This window comes from Rothia amarae (assembly GCF_042677725.1).
Lineage (GTDB): Bacteria > Actinomycetota > Actinomycetes > Actinomycetales > Micrococcaceae > Rothia > Rothia amarae.
Genome location: NZ_JBHUCN010000006.1, coordinates 146,323 through 164,673, shown reverse-complemented (window position 1 = coordinate 164,673; position 18,351 = coordinate 146,323). Strand labels below are relative to the sequence as shown.

The window sequence follows — 18,351 nt, the reverse complement described above, 5'->3', positions numbered from 1 at the left end:
AGACTTTTCTTCCTGTGTGTGAAGCGGGGGTGGTCAACCGCTGGTTGACCACCCCCGCACTTTAAGTTGGGTTGTATGTCCCTGCTTCTTATTTCAAATCAAGCTTCTTGATGCGTTTGAGCTCAGCCGGCACAAAAGAATGCTGAGTCATACGCAAGCCCACCGCATAATAGCTGGAGCGCCCGAGCAGATATCCAATGCCCAGCCGGTCACTTTGGTGGTTCATTGCGCGTCGGCTACTTCTTTCCAGCCAGCGTACCACTACGTTTTCATCAGATAATATTGAAATCTCTCGATGGAGCTCACCGGCGTAGTTACGCAGTTTCTTGTGATCTTTAGAAAGCTTAATTCCCGCAATTTCAAAAGCTTCGAGACAGTAGCGTGCGGCTTGCGCATCACGGCGTATTTCAAACAGAACATCGTTATGTACCTCGTCGTAGGCGAAGGCAGAAGGATTCAGCTCCCATAAATCCTTATAGTCGGCTTTGAGAAAGCTGCTCAAGTGTTTGCGAATGCGCTTAGCTACCTTATTTACAAAGTTCTCTGCATTGAGAGGTAGCGTGACAGCCATATCCAAATTCTGTGTTAGCTCAATCAACGCCACACGAAGCTTCAAATACTCCTCAGAATCCAAGAGCCGCAGGACGCTCTTTGAGGCGTCTTCGTCATCTAACGCCAGATATTCTTCGAGTTCCTCACGGGATTTTTCGCTCACCAAACCCGGTCTTACCTCAACTGATCCTAGAAAGTCAGTCAGAATATCAATATCTCGCGCAGAAGAGAGACCCTTCATCAGCTTCTTCAAAGAACTAATCAGCTGCTCTACCGCTTCGGCTTCGACCTCATTCTTCACATACGGGCGCACCGCATAGCGCAAGACTGATTGAACCTGTCGCGTTCCAATGCGCATCCCGTGCACAGTTTCAGGTGTGCCCGCACGGAATTTAAGCTCCCACAGCATGAGGTTACTGGTGAGCATGTGCAGAACGTGCTGAAGCAGCTCTGAAGAGTCTTGGGGCGCGGTGTCTTGAACGCGGCGTTTGTTCTTCTTCTCGTTCTTCTTTGTCTTCTTGGCAAGTTGCTCACCAGAAAGATTTTTCCCCTGTCGTCTAGCCTCAAACTCGCCGTCTTGCCCCAGCGCGCGGGCAATTTTTGCCGGAGACTTTGAGGGCTTCGCACCTGCTTCAAATAAAATCTTTTCACAATCAGCAAAGATTTCAGCGGGGCTTTTCTCGCCGCTTTCCAAAAGTTCAATTTCCCATTCATTCCATTGACGTTCAATACCCGTTGAAAAGTCGTGAGCGTGAACGGCGTCCTGGCAGATTTCAGCTACACTCACGCCGTTAGAATCTTTGAGAACCGTGCGGATTCGATCAGTAATGAGCGAAACTATCTCATGCAGCTCATCCCCCAGTGTTACCGAACGTACAAATTTAGAAACCCGCGCGGGCATTTTCATTTCATCTGCAAGCAAGTCAAAGTGCATCTCATGGCGAGCGCCAGCGCGATCATCAAATTTGATGTGCCATCCTTGGTCATACCCGCCCAGCCGACGGCGCAGTGCTACGAGATTACGGCTCAAATCGTTATCGGCGGTATCAAAATAGGACGCTTCTAGATGCTCCTCAACCGGCTTTTGCACCGAATATCCATCCAGAGCTGACCAGTCAACATGAGTCGGTTCCCCGTCTCCACCGACAAACTCGTACTTACGTTCCACTTCAAGATGATGCTCGACCATGGGCGGTCTTCTCCTTCGTGAGCTGTGCAGAGGATTCTCTACTCAAAATAGTACAAGCGCCTGCTTTCTCTGAAGGAAAACAGGCGCTTGGAATTTTAGGGGCGGCGTCGGCGATTCAGAATATCATCGAGCGATGATCCCGAAACGATGGTCGGTGACGACGACGGCGGCACCGGCAACGTGAACTCTGCAGGGATCGAGCTCTGACCTTCGGGCCGAACCAGTTCGAAATCTGTGTAAATAGGTTCGGGAAGCGGTGTGGGCTGCCATTCAGCTACGGCAGATTCAAAGGGTTCTTCCGGCAAACGGCGTTCTTCTAAAGGAGTAGAAGTGGCGGTGCCTTCAAGTACCGGGCGCTCGGACTGATGGTGGGTGCGGGCATAGCGCAAAGATTTGGCGGCAAAAGCCACGGGTACTTGATCATCCGTTTTTGAAGGCTTGATACGGACGTTCGCGTTTTCAGGCAGATTCTCCAGGGTAAGCGGGGATTTCTCCTGGGATTTTTCCCGCGGGCGCAACACAATTTCTTCGTGTTCTATGGTTGGACGGGTGGCTACCGCATGGTGACCACGCTTCTTAGCATCGTGCAAAGCAAAGGCACGCAGAGTTGCCACGCAGGCACCGGCAACCAACAAGCTAGTAGCGGGCATAGCCCATGAAAGAGCAGTAAATAGGGCGATAAGTGAGGTGAAGAAAGCGGTCAGCAATGCAAAGACGCCCACCCCAAAGATGAGAACGCGGCCCCAATAGATAGTGAAAGCTGGTTGTTCGGCATCCCGTAGTTGAGTGGGTTCCTCGGATGGAGCTGCTAAGCGTGAGTGAGGTACTGCCGTATGAGCGAGCGGTTCCCCCGCTAGGCCAGTCTGCGCATCGAGATAAATATCCTCAGCAAACCGTTCTGCAGCGATAGTGGTGTCTTGTGAGCGCTGCAATAACTTGGGTAGTGCCAAAAAGATAATGACAGCGAGAACGAGCAGAACGCTCGTTGCCCCAAGCCAAGAGGAAGCCATAGCCAAAACCACTTTTCATCAAAAGTTCACGATATCTCTAGGACTTTCAATCTTACATAAGGTACTCCCAAATATGGGTACACCAAAGCGAGATTACTCATAATAAGTAATCTCGCTTTGAAGAATAATCAATTACTGGTTATTGACGAATTCTTTGAGCCACTTATTGAGTTCCGGTCCGAGGTCGGAACGTTCTGCAGCTAGAATGACGTTTGCCTTCAGGTAGCTCAGCTTATCGCCTGTATCAAAACGGCGACCCTTGAAAACAACGCCGTAGACGCCGTCGCCTTGACCGGTGCCCTTAGCTAGAGTCTGAAGAGCATCGGTAAGCTGAATTTCGTTACCGCGACCAGGTGCGGTGTTCTCCAGTACCTCAAATACCTTCGAAGAAAGAACGTAGCGACCAATTACTGCATAGTTAGAAGGAGCTTCTTCTTTAGCAGGCTTCTCAACCAGTTCGGTCACTTTGAAGAAATCTTCGCCTTCAACGGTTTCAATAGCAGCGCAACCATAGGCTGAAATCTGATCTTCGGGAACTTCCATCAAAGCAATAACAGAGCCGCCGGTTTTCTCCTGTACAGCAACCATTTCAGAGAGAAGGTCTTCCTTCTCATCAATGAGGTCATCGCCCAAAAGTACAGCGAAAGGCTCGTCGCCCACGTGAATCTTTCCGCGCAACACAGCGTGGCCCAAACCTTTGGGGTCACCCTGGCGAACATAATGGATTTCACCCATATCGTTCGTATCTTGTACCTTCTGCAACAAGGAGTCTTTACCCTGCTCTTCTAGCTGGTCTTCCAGCGTAGGAACGCGGTCAAAGTGATCCTCCAGGGCACGCTTGTTGCGGCCGGTAATCATCAGAACATCATTCAAACCTGCACGGATAGCTTCTTCCACTACATATTGAATAGCAGGGCGGTCCACTACCGGAAGCATCTCTTTAGGAGTTGCTTTGGTGGCTGGGAGGAAGCGAGTTCCGAGACCAGCTGCAGGGATCACAGCCTTAGTTACAGGCTTCTTATTCTTGTCAGTCATAAGAATTACGATACCTGAGTTGACCAAAAATCAACGCTCATCTGGGGACAGCAACAAAAATAGACAGTTTTGGGGACAAAGTTTTTGCCTTGTGTCGAAAGCTCTTTGATTGACTAGTTACCTTGCATACATTGGAAGGTAAACAACACACTTTTCGAGAGGCTAAATAATGATGAGCCCATTTTCTCCCAGCTCAGCAGAAGAAATCGCCGCAGATAAAAAACTTCTCCGTGCGTCTATTCGAGCCCGTCGCGCTGCAGCACTTCCCCACCCTCCACAGTGGTCTAAGAACTTTGAGCAGAACATGAAAGATATTGTGCACGAGGCTTGTCAACAATTGGGACAAACCCACCTCACCATCGCCGCCTACCTGCCCGTAGACGTCGAGCCACCGCTCATCCCCGGTCTCACCGCTCTCTCCGAAGCCGGCCACACTATTTTGGTTCCGCGAGTAGAGCCCCAACGCCAACTGAGCTGGGTACAGTGGACGCCTGAGACTGAATTCGCCAAAAACTCCATGGGCATTGAAGAGCCGCTGGGAGAAAAATTAGATACCCAGGCATTTCTCGACGCCCACGTCCACTTCGTTCCCGCTCTAGCCTACGACGTCAACGGGGCACGATTAGGCCAAGGCGGCGGATACTACGACAGGTTCCTGACCGAAGAAACAGCGAAAAGCCCCTTTACCTTCGGTGTTGTCTTTGCCCGAGAGATACTCGACGCTCTCCCCACCGACACATGGGACTCTCACCTGGAGCAGGTCCTCACCGAAGAAGGAATCACGAAACTCAAAAGCTAACGCGGCAGAGTAAGATTATCTTCGAAAAGTTGTTCAAGGGAGAAAAATGCCTGTCTACCAATACCAGTGCAAAAACTGTGGCTTTGTTTTTGAGGAACATCAGTCCTTCTCAGACGCCCCACTCAAAACATGCCCCAGTTGCGGCGAAGATCAGCTCCGCAAAAAATATGGGAATGTTGGAGTGGTCTTTAAAGGATCGGGTTTCTACAGCACCGATAAATCTTCAGGCTCTTCAGATTCCTAGCACTTAACATAAAAAATCGGCGGTACAGAATGTGTATTCTGTACCGCCGAATCTTTTACATGCTCTTACCGCTCGGTTGAGAGGGAATGGTGCAACTTAGAGCGAGTGGTGCGGAGGCTTCTGCTCCTTCAGCCAGCGGTCGCGCTCAGTTTGCTCGCTCAGCTCCGCAGGGTCGCGCTGAATTGGATGCGCAGAGTTTTCCAGACCGGCAAGACGTGGTTCCTGCTTGAACTCAGACTCACCTGAAGTTGCCCGACGGTTGCCTCGACGTCTGCGGGGAATTGGTGAGTAGGCGCTCCCCTCATTCGGCGTCATCATCTGACCCCTCAATTCCCAGGTAAAGGCACATCCGATCGACCACGGACTCAGGGTCTGAAAAGACCTCAATGGTCCATAGCGTTAGATAGTTCCAGCCAGTCTTCGATAGAAGGTCAGGAACCAGGCGAGAACGCTCGCGAACACTCATTCGCGCAAACTCCTCAGACCCGTCTGAAATCGCTGCCAACGGCAGATTTACTTTCAATGGAGGGGTTTCAGTTCCCATTTTGCGCTGGCGGGGGCTCAACGTTGAACCAGCCATCAACGATTCCTCGGAGCTCAATGCCACCAAAGAGATATTGTCGTATTCGCTCTCTCGCAGTTTTACCCCGCGATCATGCAGACGGCGAACCATATCGTTCAGCAGCCAATCCCCCATATCGATTGCTTCGATATCGGTATTCTTCAGGAATTCGTTGGCAGGAATTTTATCGGTAATAGTTGCCGTCTGCTCTAGGCCCTGGCGTTCGAGGTAAGCCTCATGGTCACGCAAAATATTGTACAAATCGCGCGCACCGTATTCCAGACGCTCGGGATCCAAATCTTTGGGCTGAACGCAAGCCATGAAACGTGTCAGATGGCGAGCGCGGGATAGGCCTAAAACTAGAAGCTCGCGACCGTGTTCTTCAGAGAGCTGACCCAGCTGGTGGTTGACAGCACCTTGACGCCCAATTCCTGTACCCAGGGAGAAAATGATAACGTCTCGTACCATTCCGCCCGCTCGCGCTAAATCGACCACGCGGAAAGGTTCGCGACCGCCGCTGAAGAACGGCGCCATCTGCGGATACTGGGCAAGCATGGAGCGCACCGATTCGGCAATGCGCCGGGCGTGGCGGGGAGATGCCGTCACCACAGCCAACGATTGGTTGGGGTTTTTATAGGCGTGTTCGAGGACGCGCTGGGCAACTCGTTGTACTTCGAATTCAGGGGAATCGAGGTTGGAGTTATCGCTAATCTTGCCTGTGGAGTCGAGGTATTCTGCGATGAATGCCGGGGTGGTCTGGGAGATTTCTTCGCCCCAGGGGTATGCCCGTAGTTTGCCATCGTAGAAATGCTCGTTCAGGTAGGCAAAGACGGCGGGGTCCACCGCGCGATCTTTGAGCAGTGAGAGCGTGCGCTTGGGCAGGATTTTGGAGAGTGCCGAGTAGGTGCTCACTATGTTATGGTCAGTATCCACCGGTGCCGATTTGGCGACAGCGGAGACCATGAACGGTGCGGGGAAACCCGAGTGAGGGTCACCCAGGGCAATGACCTGATCAGCTCTGGTGATTGCGGGAAGGTTTGCCGCCATGGGCGACGATTCGGCGTCGAGCAAGATGGCGCAGTCGAAACGCATCTGCGGGGAAATACGTCGGCTCAAGGCAAAGGGGCTTGTAATCCACAGCGGGTACAGCGCTGTTGCCATGCCAGGAGCGTTTTCTAGCAATTGATCAAACCGGAATTCGTGGCCGGTGAGTTGGCTCTTGAGGTAGGCAGAGCCTTCGGTATCTTGAGCAATTTTATGGTTCCAGTTGCGAGCGATTGCAGCACTCAAACGGGCAGCGCCGGCAGCGATATGGGCAGAATCTGCCATGCGGAACTTGCCTTCAAGCTCTCTCAGGGTTGCGCCATCGAGGATTTCAAGTTCCTGCGAAGACATCATCATTTCCAGGGCGCTCTGCCACCATGCCAGCTCAAGTTCTGCACCTACCAGGTCGCGGGGAACCTGGCGTTCTAGCAAATCAGACATCAAGGCCTCAAGTCCCTGCGTCTTGAGTTCAGCGGTAAGCTGGTCGCGTTCGGGCAGGGTCATCAGGTTACGGTAGTCAGCCTCAAGATTCATAAGGCGCTGAAGAACGATAGAAACATCAATCGATTCAAATTCGTTACCTTCAGGGCTGTCTTCTAAAACAATTTCCAGCCCGGAAAATTCAAGTTTGAGCAACCGAAGGGCAGACTTGATTTCCATCGTTTCTGCAGGAACTGATGGTTCGCGCGGGTCCTCTGCCCAACTAATCCATTCTTCGCGCTGGCTCTGAATAATTTGAAGAGTTTCGTGAAGATCTCCGATATGGATGCCCGGAAGAATGTATTCTTTTGCCGCTTTGCGTAGGCGGGAGCGCTGAATGCTACTCATTTCCACGCCGTGTTCGCGACGCCATGAGCCAGAGGCCGTCGCTGCCATAAGATCCGTGACGGGTCGGTCATAGACATCGACGCGGAATCGAGTCAGCGTATCGCCGATTCGCTCCAAAAGATAGAGCTGCTCGGTCCATTCTTCCAGGGTGCGCCCCAAACGCATTCCGGTTTCGGCGCAAAGTGCGCTCATTTTCCGGTGTAGGCTCTCCATCGAATCCCGCAGTGAAATGACTAATTCGTGGGCTGCCTTGCACTCATCGGTTGTAATGAGCTTAGCGTTTTTCCATGCAGAAAGATGAGTGGAAGGCTTGAAAGCAGCTAAATCAGCGAGTTTCTGCAGTTTCTCCGTAACGTCAGCGCGGTCAGTAAGGTTGTCCAAAACCTCGCGACTAAAACGAATAGAAGTTGCAGGTGCCTCTTCTTGGGCGGTGAGGGCAGCCAAGGTCTGTAGCGCATCATAGACCGAGCAGCCCCAGCGGGATTCGGTGAATTTTAGTGCAGCAGTGTGGTTAGCTAACCGCTCTCTCGTTTCTTTAAGTGTCTCAAACGTTTCGCGCATGTTAGGCTCGGCAACTTGTTCGTTGCGAACGATAGCGCGCACCATAAGATCCCGCAGGTTTTCCGGTGTGCTTTCGCTGAGCAAATCAAGGGTAAGCTCCTGCATCCCAGCAGATTTGATGAGACCGGAGAATTCCTCCACGGTGGAGCTCTTCTCCCCCACTACCAGCACAGATTTGCCGCGGCTCATCAGAGAAGCTGCGATATTCGCAGCAGTTTCTAGAGGTTCTGTACCGGAGGCAGAGGTAACCACCAACGAATGCCCGGCAGTCGCTAAATCAATGACGTCCTGCGATGCGGCGTCGGCGTCAAAGACCAACATCTCGTTTTCAGGATCGCGGTGGTCCACATCAAGCGCACTGTTATTGACGAAAACTTCCGGACGCATGGTGTCTTCTGGTTCGAGGGCAAGCTGCGCAAGGTTTTGGACGAGCGGTGTGAGTGCTTTGTCGGGGAGCTCCGAGGTGCTTTCTTTGACGTCAGCAAAAGTAGAAATCAGATACTTAGACTCAATCATCATCCCGGGAATATGGTTCACCGAGGTTCGCATACGATCAATCACGGGCTCGGGATCTAGCTTGCTCATGGAGTTTGCAAGTTCTGCAATATCCATGTTCTCCAGGTTGATTCCGTACTCTTTATTGATTTGCCGCACCATCGCGGGATTAAGCTGAGCTGCGCCAGTGAGCTTAATTTCAAAATCGTTACTGGTAGGGTGCACTGAAATCGAAACCGGTGCCAGAAGAATGGGCGCAATAAATCGCTTTTCGGTCATCATGCCGTTTTTCTGCACAGACCGAGAAAGCCACGACGCCGTACCTGCAGCAAAATAGCCCGCAGAGAGACCGTGATGGGTTTCTAACTCAAAGATTTTGCTCCGCAAGGTCTGCGCGGCGTCCATAGCCGACTGCAATTTAGATTTATCACGGATAATCGTGGAAAGCCTGGTTTTACGTCCCATCATCAGCTGGGCAAGACCGGAAGGGTTGGCATCGGTGATGTCGATGTGGACGTAATCGACCTGATTAAAATCCAAGAGAGCATCGGGACCTGTGTAAAGATCCATTTGCTTACCCCAGGCGTCCAAACCTTCTTCAATAGAGTGGTTCCGGATATCTTCCGTGGGAGGTTCGGGGAACGACACCGGCGCAGGAGCAGAATTGCCCCCTTGCGAACCCTGCGGATTCGAAGAGGTTGATGCGGCGTTTGACTGTTCGTTCACGAAGAATTGCTCTTTCATACGGTCTGGTGTTCACGGTTTTGAGATTTATTCAAAAGTTATGGCCGTCTTCTGCCCGGCACAGCGTCGGCAAGCAATCCCTCTCGCCTGGTTCGCTAGCGCTCACAGAGGCGATTCACGCCAGACCCAGCCAGCTTGCCTCACGCTGTACCTGGCTGCAGGAATACCTTATAAATTAATCTCTCTATAACATCATACGGATTAAGTAACTGCTGCCCCACCGTCAACATTCGTTGGCGCTGGGGCTGTTTTATTAGACGACGTGGAAGAAGTTCATTCCGGCTAAAAGTACCAGGAAAGTAAGAAAAGCAATGAGAACCATCCCGGCTACCAACACCCACTTGAAGCGGGGACCGAACTGCTCACGCTGTTCCCACCAGAGTGAACGGGTAAGAAAAACGGACAGTAATACGCCGATGAGGTTTCCTACTAAGAGCTGTTGAACTGCCGAGTAGAGTGCGAACACTCTTACCGTATTCTCGTTTTCATCGTGTGCTAGTTTCAGCATTCCCGCTAGAACCAAAGTCATGCACGCGATCAAAAATGCCAGAGCGACGGTGGGCGTGTTGAGAAGCTCCCGAAACGGTGTGCCCGCATTTTGCGAAATTATATAGACATAAATCAGGTACAACAGAGGGCTAATCAACCAGTAAGCCAGCAAATATGTGTACAGCTTATGAGGGTTGTTTAAGACAGCCAGGATAGTTCTCATGAGATTTCTTCTTGATCTATAAATTCAATGTACTTACGCACTAGATAATCCAAGAGGATGTTGAGCCCTATGAAAGAGTGGTAGGGCTTACTATTTTGCTTCAAGCGCGTAGGTGTGGAATGGTAGTGAAGGTTGTATGTGGCGTGGCTAGCAATGACGTTCACGCCTTCGGCAGTAATGGCAATCATGGGTATCTTACGTACGGACAGCAGCTTGATGGTATCCAAAACCGATGCAGTATTACCCGATAGCGATACCACAATCACCACGTCCTGGGGGCTCATGACCGATAGGGATCCGGCAAATTCGTTCCGTGCGGGAATAACATGCATGAATTTTCCGCATACCAGCATTGCTTTGGCAAACTCCTGAATGGCATTGCGCTGGGCATACCCTGTACCAAAACAGTAGACGGTTCGGGCGTCATGGATGACCTTCAGGATACGTTCAACGTCGGTGTTTTCTAAGGTCTCCAAAGTGTTAAAAACATCGTCGCGACCGCTTTGCACAAAGTCCGAATTTTGCGGCACCAGCTGGGAAAGGGATGTTTTCACAAAATATTTAAGTTCTGCAAAACCAGAAAACCCCAGCTTTTTGGTGAGACGAATAATGCTCGACGTCGACGTAAAAGTGCGATTGGACAGCGAAGAAATAGTTGCCTTAGCCACAAACTCTTCGTGCTGAAGCATAAAAGAAAGAATTTCTCGTTCAGTCTCAGAAAAGTGAGACTGATGCTTGTTCACTAAAGTTTGCAAATCCACAAAAGGCTCCTGAGTATCAGGCAACAAGTATCTTCTTAGATACTACATGCCCGATAACCCAAGAGCCTTTTATTTATTTCTTGCAGGCGTTTACCCAGGGAAGGTTACTTGCCGGAATTGACCATACTTTCAAAGCGGTCGCGCACCTGAGGTACGTCCATTCCAACAATCACCTGAAGAGCTTTGCCCTTATTGACCAAGCCAAGAGCACCTGCAGATTTGAAGTCGCCCTCAGTTGCTACAAGCTCGGGGTTATCCACCGAAACGCGCAAACGGGTTGCACAGTTGTTGACCGAGGTAATGTTCTCAGCTCCGCCTAGCAATGCGAGGAAGTCATTCGCACGCTGGGAGTAGGGGTCACTGGCTACATCGGTTGGCGCCTCAGCGGTGGCAGTACCTGTAGCTGCGGTAGAACCAGCAGCAACGCTGGAGCCAGCCTTGAGAGTGCCGTCCTTCTTCGCCTGCTTGTATTCTGCCTTGGAGTACAGCTTGGGTGATTCGGCGACTTCTTCACGACCTGGAGTCTTGAAGTCAAACTTAAGAATCAGGAAGCGGAATACTACAAAGTAGATGACGGTGAAGATTAGACCAACAATGATTTGCATGATGTAGGTGCTGTGGTGGTTGCCCCACAGCGGAATCCAGTTCATAAAGAGGGAATCCAACAATCCGCCACCCATGTTGCCGCGCAGACCGAAAGCGTACATAGTAGACGCCATCAAGCCAGCCAAAACCGCATGAACTGCGAACAATGGAGGAGCCAGGAAGAGGAAGGTGAATTCCAAAGGCTCGGTAATACCAATCAAGATTGCGGTCAAGCAAACGGGGATCAGCAAAGCAAGAGTTTCTTTTTTCTTCTCAGGGCGAGCGGTCGTGTAGAAAGCTGCCGCAATACCGAGAGGTGCAAAAATCTTTGAGTTTCCATGAAGCGCAAAACCGCCGCCAGGGAAGAGTTCGGAGAGGGGAGCAGTACTCTTAGACATCTCAGGGAGTTCTGCAACCCAGTCTTTTACGATGCCGTTAGGAGTAACAGCAGGGCCGAACACGAAGGGGGTGTAGATGAAGTGGTGTAGACCGGTAGGAATGAGAATTCGTTCTAAGAACGTATACAAGAACACGCCGAAGGCGCCCGAGGACATGAACAGACCCTGCATGGAAGCGATACCCTGCTGAGCGAAAGGCCAGAGCCAGCAGAAGAGTAGAGCCATGGGCATCATAATGAAGAACCCTAGCCCATATACATACTGGGTTCCCTGGAAGATACCGAGGAAGTCAGGAAGTTTCTTTTCGAAGTAGCGGTTGTGCAACCACACGACAATTGCAGAAATAATAATCGCGCCAAAGATACCGGTATCGAGGGTTTTGATACCAGCAATCATCTTCAAACCGGTTCCAGCGGCGGACTCAGAGATGTCCTGGTTGAAATCGATGTTGAAGTTAGGGCCCCAGATGCTGAGGATAGAGCTCACAAAGTAGTTGAAGGTCAGGTAAACCATACCTGCTTCAAGAACTGCGCGAGCCTGCGCTTTGTTAGCGAGCGCAATAGGCAAGCCAAGAACGAAGAGGAGTTCCATCTGGTTGAATACGGTCCAAGCGCCGGACTCCCAAACAGACCAGAAGTTATACCAACCGGTTCCCTCAGCGGCAATAGAACCGAGCAACTGCTCGTTCTTGCAAATAATTGCGATACCAACTGCGAGACCAGCGAAAGCAAAGATGAGGACGGGCGCGAGCATCGCCGAACCGAACCTCTGGATCTTTTCCATCATTGGAGAGACCCCTTTCACCAAGAAGAATGAAAAATGAATTATGAGTGTTTTCTCACTGTGAACTATAGGTGAGTATGGATGATTTAACTTCGTGTTCACCATAAGTTGTCACATTCTGGCAAGAATTTCAGAATCCGGCACAAAGGTGTCAAAAGATGGCAGGAAATCGAGGACGCTCGCAGGATTCGACTCGTGGCGGATTCCTAGAATAGAAGACAACACTGCAGGCACGACGATAGAGACCACACCGTGAAATTTTTAACCCTGAATACGCACAGTTGGCTGGAAATCCACCAGATTCACAAAATCAAAATCCTTGCTGATTTTATTGTGGATGAGCAGATCGACGTCGTCGCGCTTCAGGAGATTAATCAAAACTTGGTGAGTGCTCCGGTAGACGGTGGCGAAGCGTTTCTACCTGCCACTGATGTGCCTCTGAAAGAGAGTAACTTCGCGTTCATTCTCATGAAATTTATTCAGGAACGAACCGGCGAATACCGATGGAGCTGGGGAGATTCACATGAAGGGTGGAATCGTTATGACGAGGGGTTGTCTATTCTCTCTCGTATTCCGGTTCGCAGAGTTCAGCTACTTGAATTGAGCGAGGCTCGTTTTACCTACACCGATGTATTTCGCCGGTGCGCTCTTGCCGCAGAGGTAGAGGTGCAGGGAAAGAGTTTGTGGATTGCCAGTGTGCACATGAACTGGTGGCTGATGCACGATATTCACCTCTTTGAACATGATTTTGCGGTTCTCGATCAGCAGATGCGCGATCTCGCCGGTGATTCCCCCATTGTTTTGCTGGGAGATTTCAATAACGATGCCGCTATTGAGGATGAAGGTTACCGGCAGATTCTCCAAGCGGGCTGGCATGACGCTTTTGAGTTAGCGCAGCTCAAAGAAGGTGAGTTCACCGTGCACAAAAAAATTTCAGGATGGGAAAGTGCAACTCGCGAAATGCGCATTGATTTTGTGTTCTCCTCTGAGAAAGTTCCCTTCGAGAAGTACACCGTAGTTTTTCCCGATAATAGCGAGGATGCTATTTCGGATCATTCAGGAATTGTGGTTGAGATCGATGCCGCTACATTAATGCAGACTGCCGATCTGACTTCCCCGAAGCAACAGTAAAGGTTAACTCCCATGAGCAACTCAGACATCATGAAGTTTCAAGAGCCGGTCATCTACCAGATTTATCCTCGTAGTTTCCAGGACTCTAACGGCGACGGTATCGGGGACCTGCCCGGTATTACCTCGCGTATACCCTACTTGGCACAGCTCGGTGTGGACATGGTATGGCTGTCCCCAGTCTATAAATCGCCCAATGATGATAATGGCTATGACATTAGCGACTACCGTCAGATTATGGATGAGTTTGGTACTCTGGCAGATTTTGATGAGCTGATGGCGGTCGCACAAGAGAACGACATCAAAATCATGATGGATTTGGTGGTCAACCACACCTCTGACGAGCACGAATGGTTCCAGCAGGCACGGTCTTCTCGTGACAATAAATTCCGCGATTATTACATCTGGAAGGACGCCGCAGGTTATGACGACGACGGCACTCCCCTGCCTCCTAACAACTGGATTTCTGCCTTTGCGCCGTCGGCGTGGGAATGGGACGAGGGAACCGAACAGTTCTACCTGCACTTGTTCTCTAAGAAGCAGCCAGATTTGAATTGGGATAATCCCACCGTGCGCCAGGAAGTCTATGACATCATGCGTTTCTGGTTGGATAAGGGTGTCGCGGGTTTCCGAATGGATGTCATTAACCTGATTTCTAAAGATCCTGCCTACCCCAACGATCCTGAGGTAGAAGCCGGCGGACATGAGTCAGCGCTCTGGATGGCGGCCAACGGTCCGCGCGTCCATGAGTACCTGCAGGAAATGAACCGTGAAGTGCTCTCAAAGTACGATGTGGTAACGGTGGGTGAAACCCCCGATGTCAGCACAGAAGACGCGCTCAAGTACACCGGTTTTGACCGCGATGAGCTACAGATGGTCTTCCAATTTGAGCACATGGACGTTGATTCTAACCCGGAGGGCTTTGGCAAATGGAACGATGAAAAGTTCAAGCTCGTTGATCTCAAACGGGTACTCAGCAAATGGCAAAACGACCTGGCAGGTAAGGGTTGGAATTCCCTCTATTGGAATAACCACGACCAGCCTCGCGCCGTCTCCCGTTTTGGTAACGACTCCCCCGCCTGGCGGGTGCTCTCCGCCAAAATGCTAGCGATTAACCTGCATTTTATGCAGGGCACACCCTATATCTACCAGGGTGAAGAGCTGGGCATGACCAACGTCTTCTTCGAGCAGGTAGAAGACTACGACGATCTCGAAATCCATAATGCTTGGCGGGAATACGTCGAAGAATCGAAGCTCATTCCACCTGAAAAAATGCTCAGTTTCATCTCGGCATCCGGGCGAGACAACGCGCGCACTCCCATGCAGTGGTCAGCAGAGGAAAACGCTGGATTCACCACCGGAAAACCTTGGCTGGGGTTGAATCCCCGGTATAAGGAAATCAATGCAGAGCAGGCTGTAGCTGATGAAGACTCAATATTCCATTTCTATCGCCGTCTCATCGAGCTGCGCCACAGCACTCCCCTGATGATCACCGGCACGTATGAACTACTCGACAATGCAGAAAATCCCCTCGATGAGGAAGTCTATGCCTACCTGCGCACCGGGGACGACGAATCACTTCTGGTGATCTGTAACTTTACAGACCGCCAGCTCACCCGAACTTTCGAGCAACTCGACGATTCAGCAGAGCTCCTCATCTCAAACTATCCAGACGACGCCGTAGAAACCCTGCGCCCCTATGAGGGCAAGGTCTACCGAATTTCGAACCGCTAAGGAGAAAAACATGACTTCATATGCCGGACAACAATGGTGGAAAGAAGCAGTGGTTTACCAGGTATGGCCCCGCTCATTCCAAGACTCTGATGGCGACGGCATCGGGGATCTTCCCGGTGTCACCGCGCGCATCCCCTACCTTGCGAAGTTGGGAATCAATGTAATCTGGTTGAGCCCCATGTTCGCATCCCCGAATGACGACATGGGTTACGACATCAGTAACTACCAAGACATCATGAGCGAATTCGGCACGATGGCAGATTTCGACACGCTACTGACTACCGCGCATGCGCACGGCATCAAGATTCTGCTCGACATCGTCGTCAACCACACCTCTGATGAGCACGAATGGTTCCAAAAATCCCGTGCTTCGCGCGAGAACCCCTACCGGGACTACTACATTTGGCGGGACTCTTCAGGCACCGATAAGGAAGGAAATCCTCTCCCACCCAACAACTGGATCTCGGAATTCGGCGGACCAGCCTGGAAATACGACGCTGTAACCGATCAATGGTACCTGCACGTTTTCTCCACCAAGCAACCCGATCTCAACTGGGAAAATGCCGTCGTCCGCAACGAGCTCTATTCGATGATTAACTGGTGGCTCGATAAGGGAATTGATGGGTTCCGCTTGGACGCCATCAACATCATTTCAAAACCTCAGGGCTTGCCCGATGACCCCAACGTCAACCCCGAAAAGCACTCCCCCTCCACCGCTTTCATCATCCACAACGGCACCCGGGTTCACGAGTGGATGCACGAGCTCAACCTAGCTACTGTCGCAAACCGCGATGCCATGACTGTCGGCGAAATGTCGGCAACTCCCGCCGACGAAGCTCTCCTTTTTGCAGGTTTCGAAGCAGAAGAACTCAATATGCTCTTCCACTTTGAACATATGGGTGTCGATAGCGACGAGTCGCTGGGGCTTGGCAAATGGGGTGTCAAAGAATACGACCTGCGCGATTTGAAGGCAGTGCTCAACGAATGGCAGGTCAAGCTGGACGGTAAAGCATGGGGTTCGCTCTACTGGAATAACCATGACCAGCCCCGCGTTATCTCCCGCTTTGGCAATGACTCTGCCGAATACCGCGAGCTGTCGGGCAAAATGCTAGCAACTACCTTGCATTTCATGCAGGGTACTCCCTACATCTATCAGGGTGAAGAATTCGGCATGACTAACGTGCAATTCCCCTCTATCTCTGATTACCGGGATCTTGATTCCACTAACCTCTATGAAAATCTGGTGGAGCGCCACGGTACATATTCAGCCGACGACGTACTACAGATGATTTATGCCAAGGGCCGCGATAATGCGCGCACCCCTGTGCAGTGGTCCGCCGAAGCTAATGCGGGGTTCACCACCGGCACCCCCTGGATAGGGTTGAATGCAAATTATCAGAGCATCAATGCAGACGCCGCACTAGCCAATCCAGATTCGCTGTTCTATCACTACCAGCGGCTCATTGAACTTCGCCGAGGCGAACTCAAAGAGTTGATGGTCTACGCACGTTTTGTCCCGATCGATCCAGAGGACGCCGCCGTCTACGCCTATGAACGTCATGCAAACAACGGCGAGAAGCTCCTGGTGATTAATAACTTCACCGATCGAGAGATTATCCGCGATTTCGAGTTGCTCGCTGAAGAATTCGAAGCGCAGCGCACCCTAGTCATTTCTAATTATGAGGATGACTTGGGCGAAACGCTACGCCCTTACGAGTCGAAGGTCTATCGCATCGCCGCTGAAGGATAATTTTCCCTCAAGGATGGTGAGGTTGATTCATCAGGTGCAGGCATCTTATGAGTTATCCTCACCATTGCGGGTTTAACCGGCAAGCTGAATACCCTTTCCATAGAGGTCACACTGCTCTTTATCTGCCCAGGTCATCACAGTTAAAGTACCCACCAGCGCATGTGAATTCCGCTCACTCATTTGTTTAACTTCTGCAGGAGCATTGCGCATAAATTCAAGCTGTCGGTCAACTTCTTCCGCGGACACTACCCCGAGAGAAGACCTAATATCCTCTTCGCTACCGAATGAAGCACCGTGGCACATAATATCCGGGTACTTCGCATAAATACTCTCAGGGTCTAGCCCTTGGGCAATAAGGTTTTGTCGTTTTTGCTCCTGAAATACCGCAATTTCTTCGTCACTGTGCAGGGGTGTTTCAGCAGAATATCCCGGAGCTGTTTCAGACGGGCTACCAGCATCCGTTGTCGTAGCTATCTCAGATGATGCCGTCGCATTCGGTTCTACCTCGTGAGTTGTGCATCCAGATGTTGTTAGGAGTAGACCGGAAACGATGGCAAGTTTTGAAAGAGATGTAGAGATACGTGACATGGGTTCCCCTTATCGTTTTAGTCAGTATATGTTACAAATCGCTCAGGGAACTCCTAGAAGAAAGTTAAAGTTTCCTTCCGAGGCGTTTACCCCTATTTTTTCTTTGCTGAGTAAACTAATTTCGGCGGATAGATTATCCGCCATTTCTTCCCCACTAGGAGATATTGATGGCTTTTCGCCTCAATCCTTATTTCACTTTCACCGGCGAAGCCCGTGAAGCACTCAACTTTTACCAGAGCGTTTTCGGCGGCGAGCTACACATTGCCACCTTCAACGATTTCCACGCCCCGTGGACCCCGAATATACCGACATGGTGATGCACGGCGAACTCACCGCCGAGCCTTTCACCCTTCAGGCATCCGACGGCGCCGCCATCCAGAAACCAGAAAACAACGCGACCGCCAACATGGAAGCCGCAATTCTGGGTAACCTCTCCGACCTCGACCGAGCAAACGAATGGTTCAATAAGCTATCCGACGGCGCGACCAACCTGCAGCCACTCGCTGAAGCTCCGTAGGGCGCACACTTTGGTTCGTTTACCGACAAATTCGGTATTGCATGGCTCTTCAACATTGGTGACTAAGCCCTTCCCCGGACGACAAAAATTCCCCGCCCTCAACAGAGGACGGGGAATTTTCAACTCATGCTACTTGCGCTTGCGAAGGAAGCCCTGCACAACTTCTACAGCCTTACCCGCATACTGACGAATCTTTTCCTGATTCTTAGGATCGCGAGCAATTTCAGTGAGCTTAATACGTAGTTTATTCAAATAGAGTATTCATAATTTTTCCCCTAATTCACTTTCATCGTTGATGAAAGGTTCTCATTTTAGCTCTCTTAGTATACAGG

The 18,351-nt window shown here is 50.9% G+C and carries 17 protein-coding genes; 7 read left to right on the top strand and 10 right to left on the bottom strand.

The window, feature by feature from the left end; genetic code table 11:
- Positions 1-88: 88 nt before the first annotated feature.
- The 3 genes from ACFR81_RS03290 to galU form a co-directional block, all read right to left on the bottom strand.
- Positions 89-1,741: a CYTH and CHAD domain-containing protein gene (locus tag ACFR81_RS03290; RefSeq protein ID WP_343876207.1), complete on the bottom strand. Its 1,653-nt coding sequence runs from the start codon at positions 1,739-1,741 to the stop codon at positions 89-91.
- Between the two features lie 95 nt (positions 1,742-1,836).
- Positions 1,837-2,751: a hypothetical protein gene (locus ACFR81_RS03285; protein ID WP_343876208.1), complete on the bottom strand. Its 915-nt coding sequence runs from the start codon at positions 2,749-2,751 to the stop codon at positions 1,837-1,839.
- A gap of 132 nt (positions 2,752-2,883) precedes the next feature.
- Complete coding sequence (gene galU / locus ACFR81_RS03280; protein WP_068168224.1) at positions 2,884-3,786, bottom strand: UTP--glucose-1-phosphate uridylyltransferase GalU; 903 nt, start codon at positions 3,784-3,786, stop codon at positions 2,884-2,886.
- A 169-nt stretch (positions 3,787-3,955) separates the two neighbouring features.
- Here galU and ACFR81_RS03275 point away from each other — a divergent pair, with 169 nt between their 5' ends.
- Together ACFR81_RS03275 and ACFR81_RS03270 are read left to right on the top strand one after the other, a co-directional pair.
- Positions 3,956-4,585: a 5-formyltetrahydrofolate cyclo-ligase gene (locus tag ACFR81_RS03275; protein ID WP_068168221.1), complete on the top strand. Its 630-nt coding sequence runs from the start codon at positions 3,956-3,958 to the stop codon at positions 4,583-4,585.
- 46 nt (positions 4,586-4,631) lie between these two features.
- Positions 4,632-4,829 (top strand): FmdB family zinc ribbon protein, encoded by a 198-nt coding sequence (locus ACFR81_RS03270; protein WP_068168218.1) that lies wholly within the window; start codon positions 4,632-4,634, stop codon positions 4,827-4,829.
- Positions 4,830-4,925: 96 nt separating this feature from the next.
- On the opposite strand, the gene ACFR81_RS03265 is transcribed toward ACFR81_RS03270, so the two are convergent.
- From ACFR81_RS03265 to ACFR81_RS03245, 5 genes are all read right to left on the bottom strand, one after another.
- Positions 4,926-5,147: a hypothetical protein gene (locus ACFR81_RS03265; protein ID WP_141669322.1), complete on the bottom strand. Its 222-nt coding sequence runs from the start codon at positions 5,145-5,147 to the stop codon at positions 4,926-4,928.
- Positions 5,131-9,045: a DEAD/DEAH box helicase gene (locus ACFR81_RS03260; RefSeq protein ID WP_343876209.1), complete on the bottom strand. Its 3,915-nt coding sequence runs from the start codon at positions 9,043-9,045 to the stop codon at positions 5,131-5,133. The genes ACFR81_RS03265 and ACFR81_RS03260 overlap by 17 nt, the downstream gene beginning before the upstream one ends.
- 271 nt (positions 9,046-9,316) lie before the next feature.
- On the bottom strand, positions 9,317-9,775 hold the full coding sequence (locus tag ACFR81_RS03255) for a hypothetical protein (RefSeq protein WP_068168212.1): 459 nt from the start codon (positions 9,773-9,775) through the stop codon (positions 9,317-9,319).
- Complete coding sequence (locus ACFR81_RS03250) at positions 9,772-10,560, bottom strand: MurR/RpiR family transcriptional regulator (RefSeq protein WP_343876210.1); 789 nt, start codon at positions 10,558-10,560, stop codon at positions 9,772-9,774. Before ACFR81_RS03250 ends, ACFR81_RS03255 begins: the two co-directional genes overlap by 4 nt.
- An 80-nt stretch (positions 10,561-10,640) precedes the next feature.
- Positions 10,641-12,305, bottom strand: a complete 1,665-nt coding sequence (locus tag ACFR81_RS03245) for an alpha-glucoside-specific PTS transporter subunit IIBC (RefSeq protein ID WP_343876211.1) — start codon at positions 12,303-12,305, stop codon at positions 10,641-10,643.
- A 249-nt stretch (positions 12,306-12,554) separates the two neighbouring features.
- Between ACFR81_RS03245 and ACFR81_RS03240 the strand changes: the two genes are divergently transcribed.
- Genes ACFR81_RS03240 through ACFR81_RS03230 form a run of 3 tightly spaced genes read left to right on the top strand, consistent with a single transcriptional unit; the run spans position 12,555 to position 16,914 of the window.
- On the top strand, positions 12,555-13,433 hold the full coding sequence (locus tag ACFR81_RS03240; protein WP_068168206.1) for an endonuclease/exonuclease/phosphatase family protein: 879 nt from the start codon (positions 12,555-12,557) through the stop codon (positions 13,431-13,433).
- A 12-nt stretch (positions 13,434-13,445) separates the two neighbouring features.
- Positions 13,446-15,164 carry a glycoside hydrolase family 13 protein gene (locus ACFR81_RS03235; protein ID WP_068168203.1) on the top strand — a complete coding sequence of 573 codons (1,719 nt, stop codon included), beginning with the start codon at positions 13,446-13,448 and terminating at the stop codon, positions 15,162-15,164.
- A gap of 10 nt (positions 15,165-15,174) precedes the next feature.
- Positions 15,175-16,914, top strand: coding sequence for a glycoside hydrolase family 13 protein (locus tag ACFR81_RS03230; protein WP_343876212.1), 1,740 nt, complete (start codon positions 15,175-15,177; stop codon positions 16,912-16,914).
- Between the two features lie 72 nt (positions 16,915-16,986).
- On the opposite strand, the gene ACFR81_RS03225 is transcribed toward ACFR81_RS03230, so the two are convergent.
- On the bottom strand, positions 16,987-17,502 hold the full coding sequence (locus tag ACFR81_RS03225) for a hypothetical protein (protein WP_151145551.1): 516 nt from the start codon (positions 17,500-17,502) through the stop codon (positions 16,987-16,989).
- Between the two features lie 167 nt (positions 17,503-17,669).
- Here ACFR81_RS03225 and ACFR81_RS03220 point away from each other — a divergent pair, with 167 nt between their 5' ends.
- Positions 17,670-17,819: a VOC family protein gene (locus ACFR81_RS03220; RefSeq protein WP_343876213.1), complete on the top strand. Its 150-nt coding sequence runs from the start codon at positions 17,670-17,672 to the stop codon at positions 17,817-17,819.
- Positions 17,792-18,019 carry a VOC family protein gene (locus ACFR81_RS03215; RefSeq protein ID WP_202939904.1) on the top strand — a complete coding sequence of 76 codons (228 nt, stop codon included), beginning with the start codon at positions 17,792-17,794 and terminating at the stop codon, positions 18,017-18,019. The genes ACFR81_RS03220 and ACFR81_RS03215 overlap by 28 nt, the downstream gene beginning before the upstream one ends.
- Positions 18,020-18,148: 129 nt before the next feature.
- On the opposite strand, the gene ACFR81_RS03210 is transcribed toward ACFR81_RS03215, so the two are convergent.
- Positions 18,149-18,271 carry a hypothetical protein gene (locus ACFR81_RS03210; RefSeq protein ID WP_343876214.1) on the bottom strand — a complete coding sequence of 41 codons (123 nt, stop codon included), beginning with the start codon at positions 18,269-18,271 and terminating at the stop codon, positions 18,149-18,151.
- Positions 18,272-18,351: the final 80 nt, after the last annotated feature.

What these genes read in the sequence shown, in the direction of transcription:
- ACFR81_RS03290 (WP_343876207.1), bottom strand. Translation starts at nt 1,741, where the DNA reads ATGGTCGAGCATCATCTTGAAGTGGAACGTAAGTACGAGTTTGTCGGT.
- ACFR81_RS03285 (WP_343876208.1), bottom strand. Translation starts at nt 2,751, where the DNA reads ATGGCTTCCTCTTGGCTTGGGGCAACGAGCGTTCTGCTCGTTCTCGCT.
- galU (WP_068168224.1), bottom strand. Translation starts at nt 3,786, where the DNA reads ATGACTGACAAGAATAAGAAGCCTGTAACTAAGGCTGTGATCCCTGCA.
- ACFR81_RS03275 (WP_068168221.1), top strand. Translation starts at nt 3,956, where the DNA reads ATGATGAGCCCATTTTCTCCCAGCTCAGCAGAAGAAATCGCCGCAGAT.
- ACFR81_RS03270 (WP_068168218.1), top strand. Translation starts at nt 4,632, where the DNA reads ATGCCTGTCTACCAATACCAGTGCAAAAACTGTGGCTTTGTTTTTGAG.
- ACFR81_RS03265 (WP_141669322.1), bottom strand. Translation starts at nt 5,147, where the DNA reads ATGATGACGCCGAATGAGGGGAGCGCCTACTCACCAATTCCCCGCAGA.
- ACFR81_RS03255 (WP_068168212.1), bottom strand. Translation starts at nt 9,775, where the DNA reads ATGAGAACTATCCTGGCTGTCTTAAACAACCCTCATAAGCTGTACACA.
- ACFR81_RS03245 (WP_343876211.1), bottom strand. Translation starts at nt 12,305, where the DNA reads ATGATGGAAAAGATCCAGAGGTTCGGTTCGGCGATGCTCGCGCCCGTC.
- ACFR81_RS03235 (WP_068168203.1), top strand. Translation starts at nt 13,446, where the DNA reads ATGAGCAACTCAGACATCATGAAGTTTCAAGAGCCGGTCATCTACCAG.
- ACFR81_RS03230 (WP_343876212.1), top strand. Translation starts at nt 15,175, where the DNA reads ATGACTTCATATGCCGGACAACAATGGTGGAAAGAAGCAGTGGTTTAC.
- ACFR81_RS03225 (WP_151145551.1), bottom strand. Translation starts at nt 17,502, where the DNA reads ATGTCACGTATCTCTACATCTCTTTCAAAACTTGCCATCGTTTCCGGT.
- ACFR81_RS03220 (WP_343876213.1), top strand. Translation starts at nt 17,670, where the DNA reads ATGGCTTTTCGCCTCAATCCTTATTTCACTTTCACCGGCGAAGCCCGT.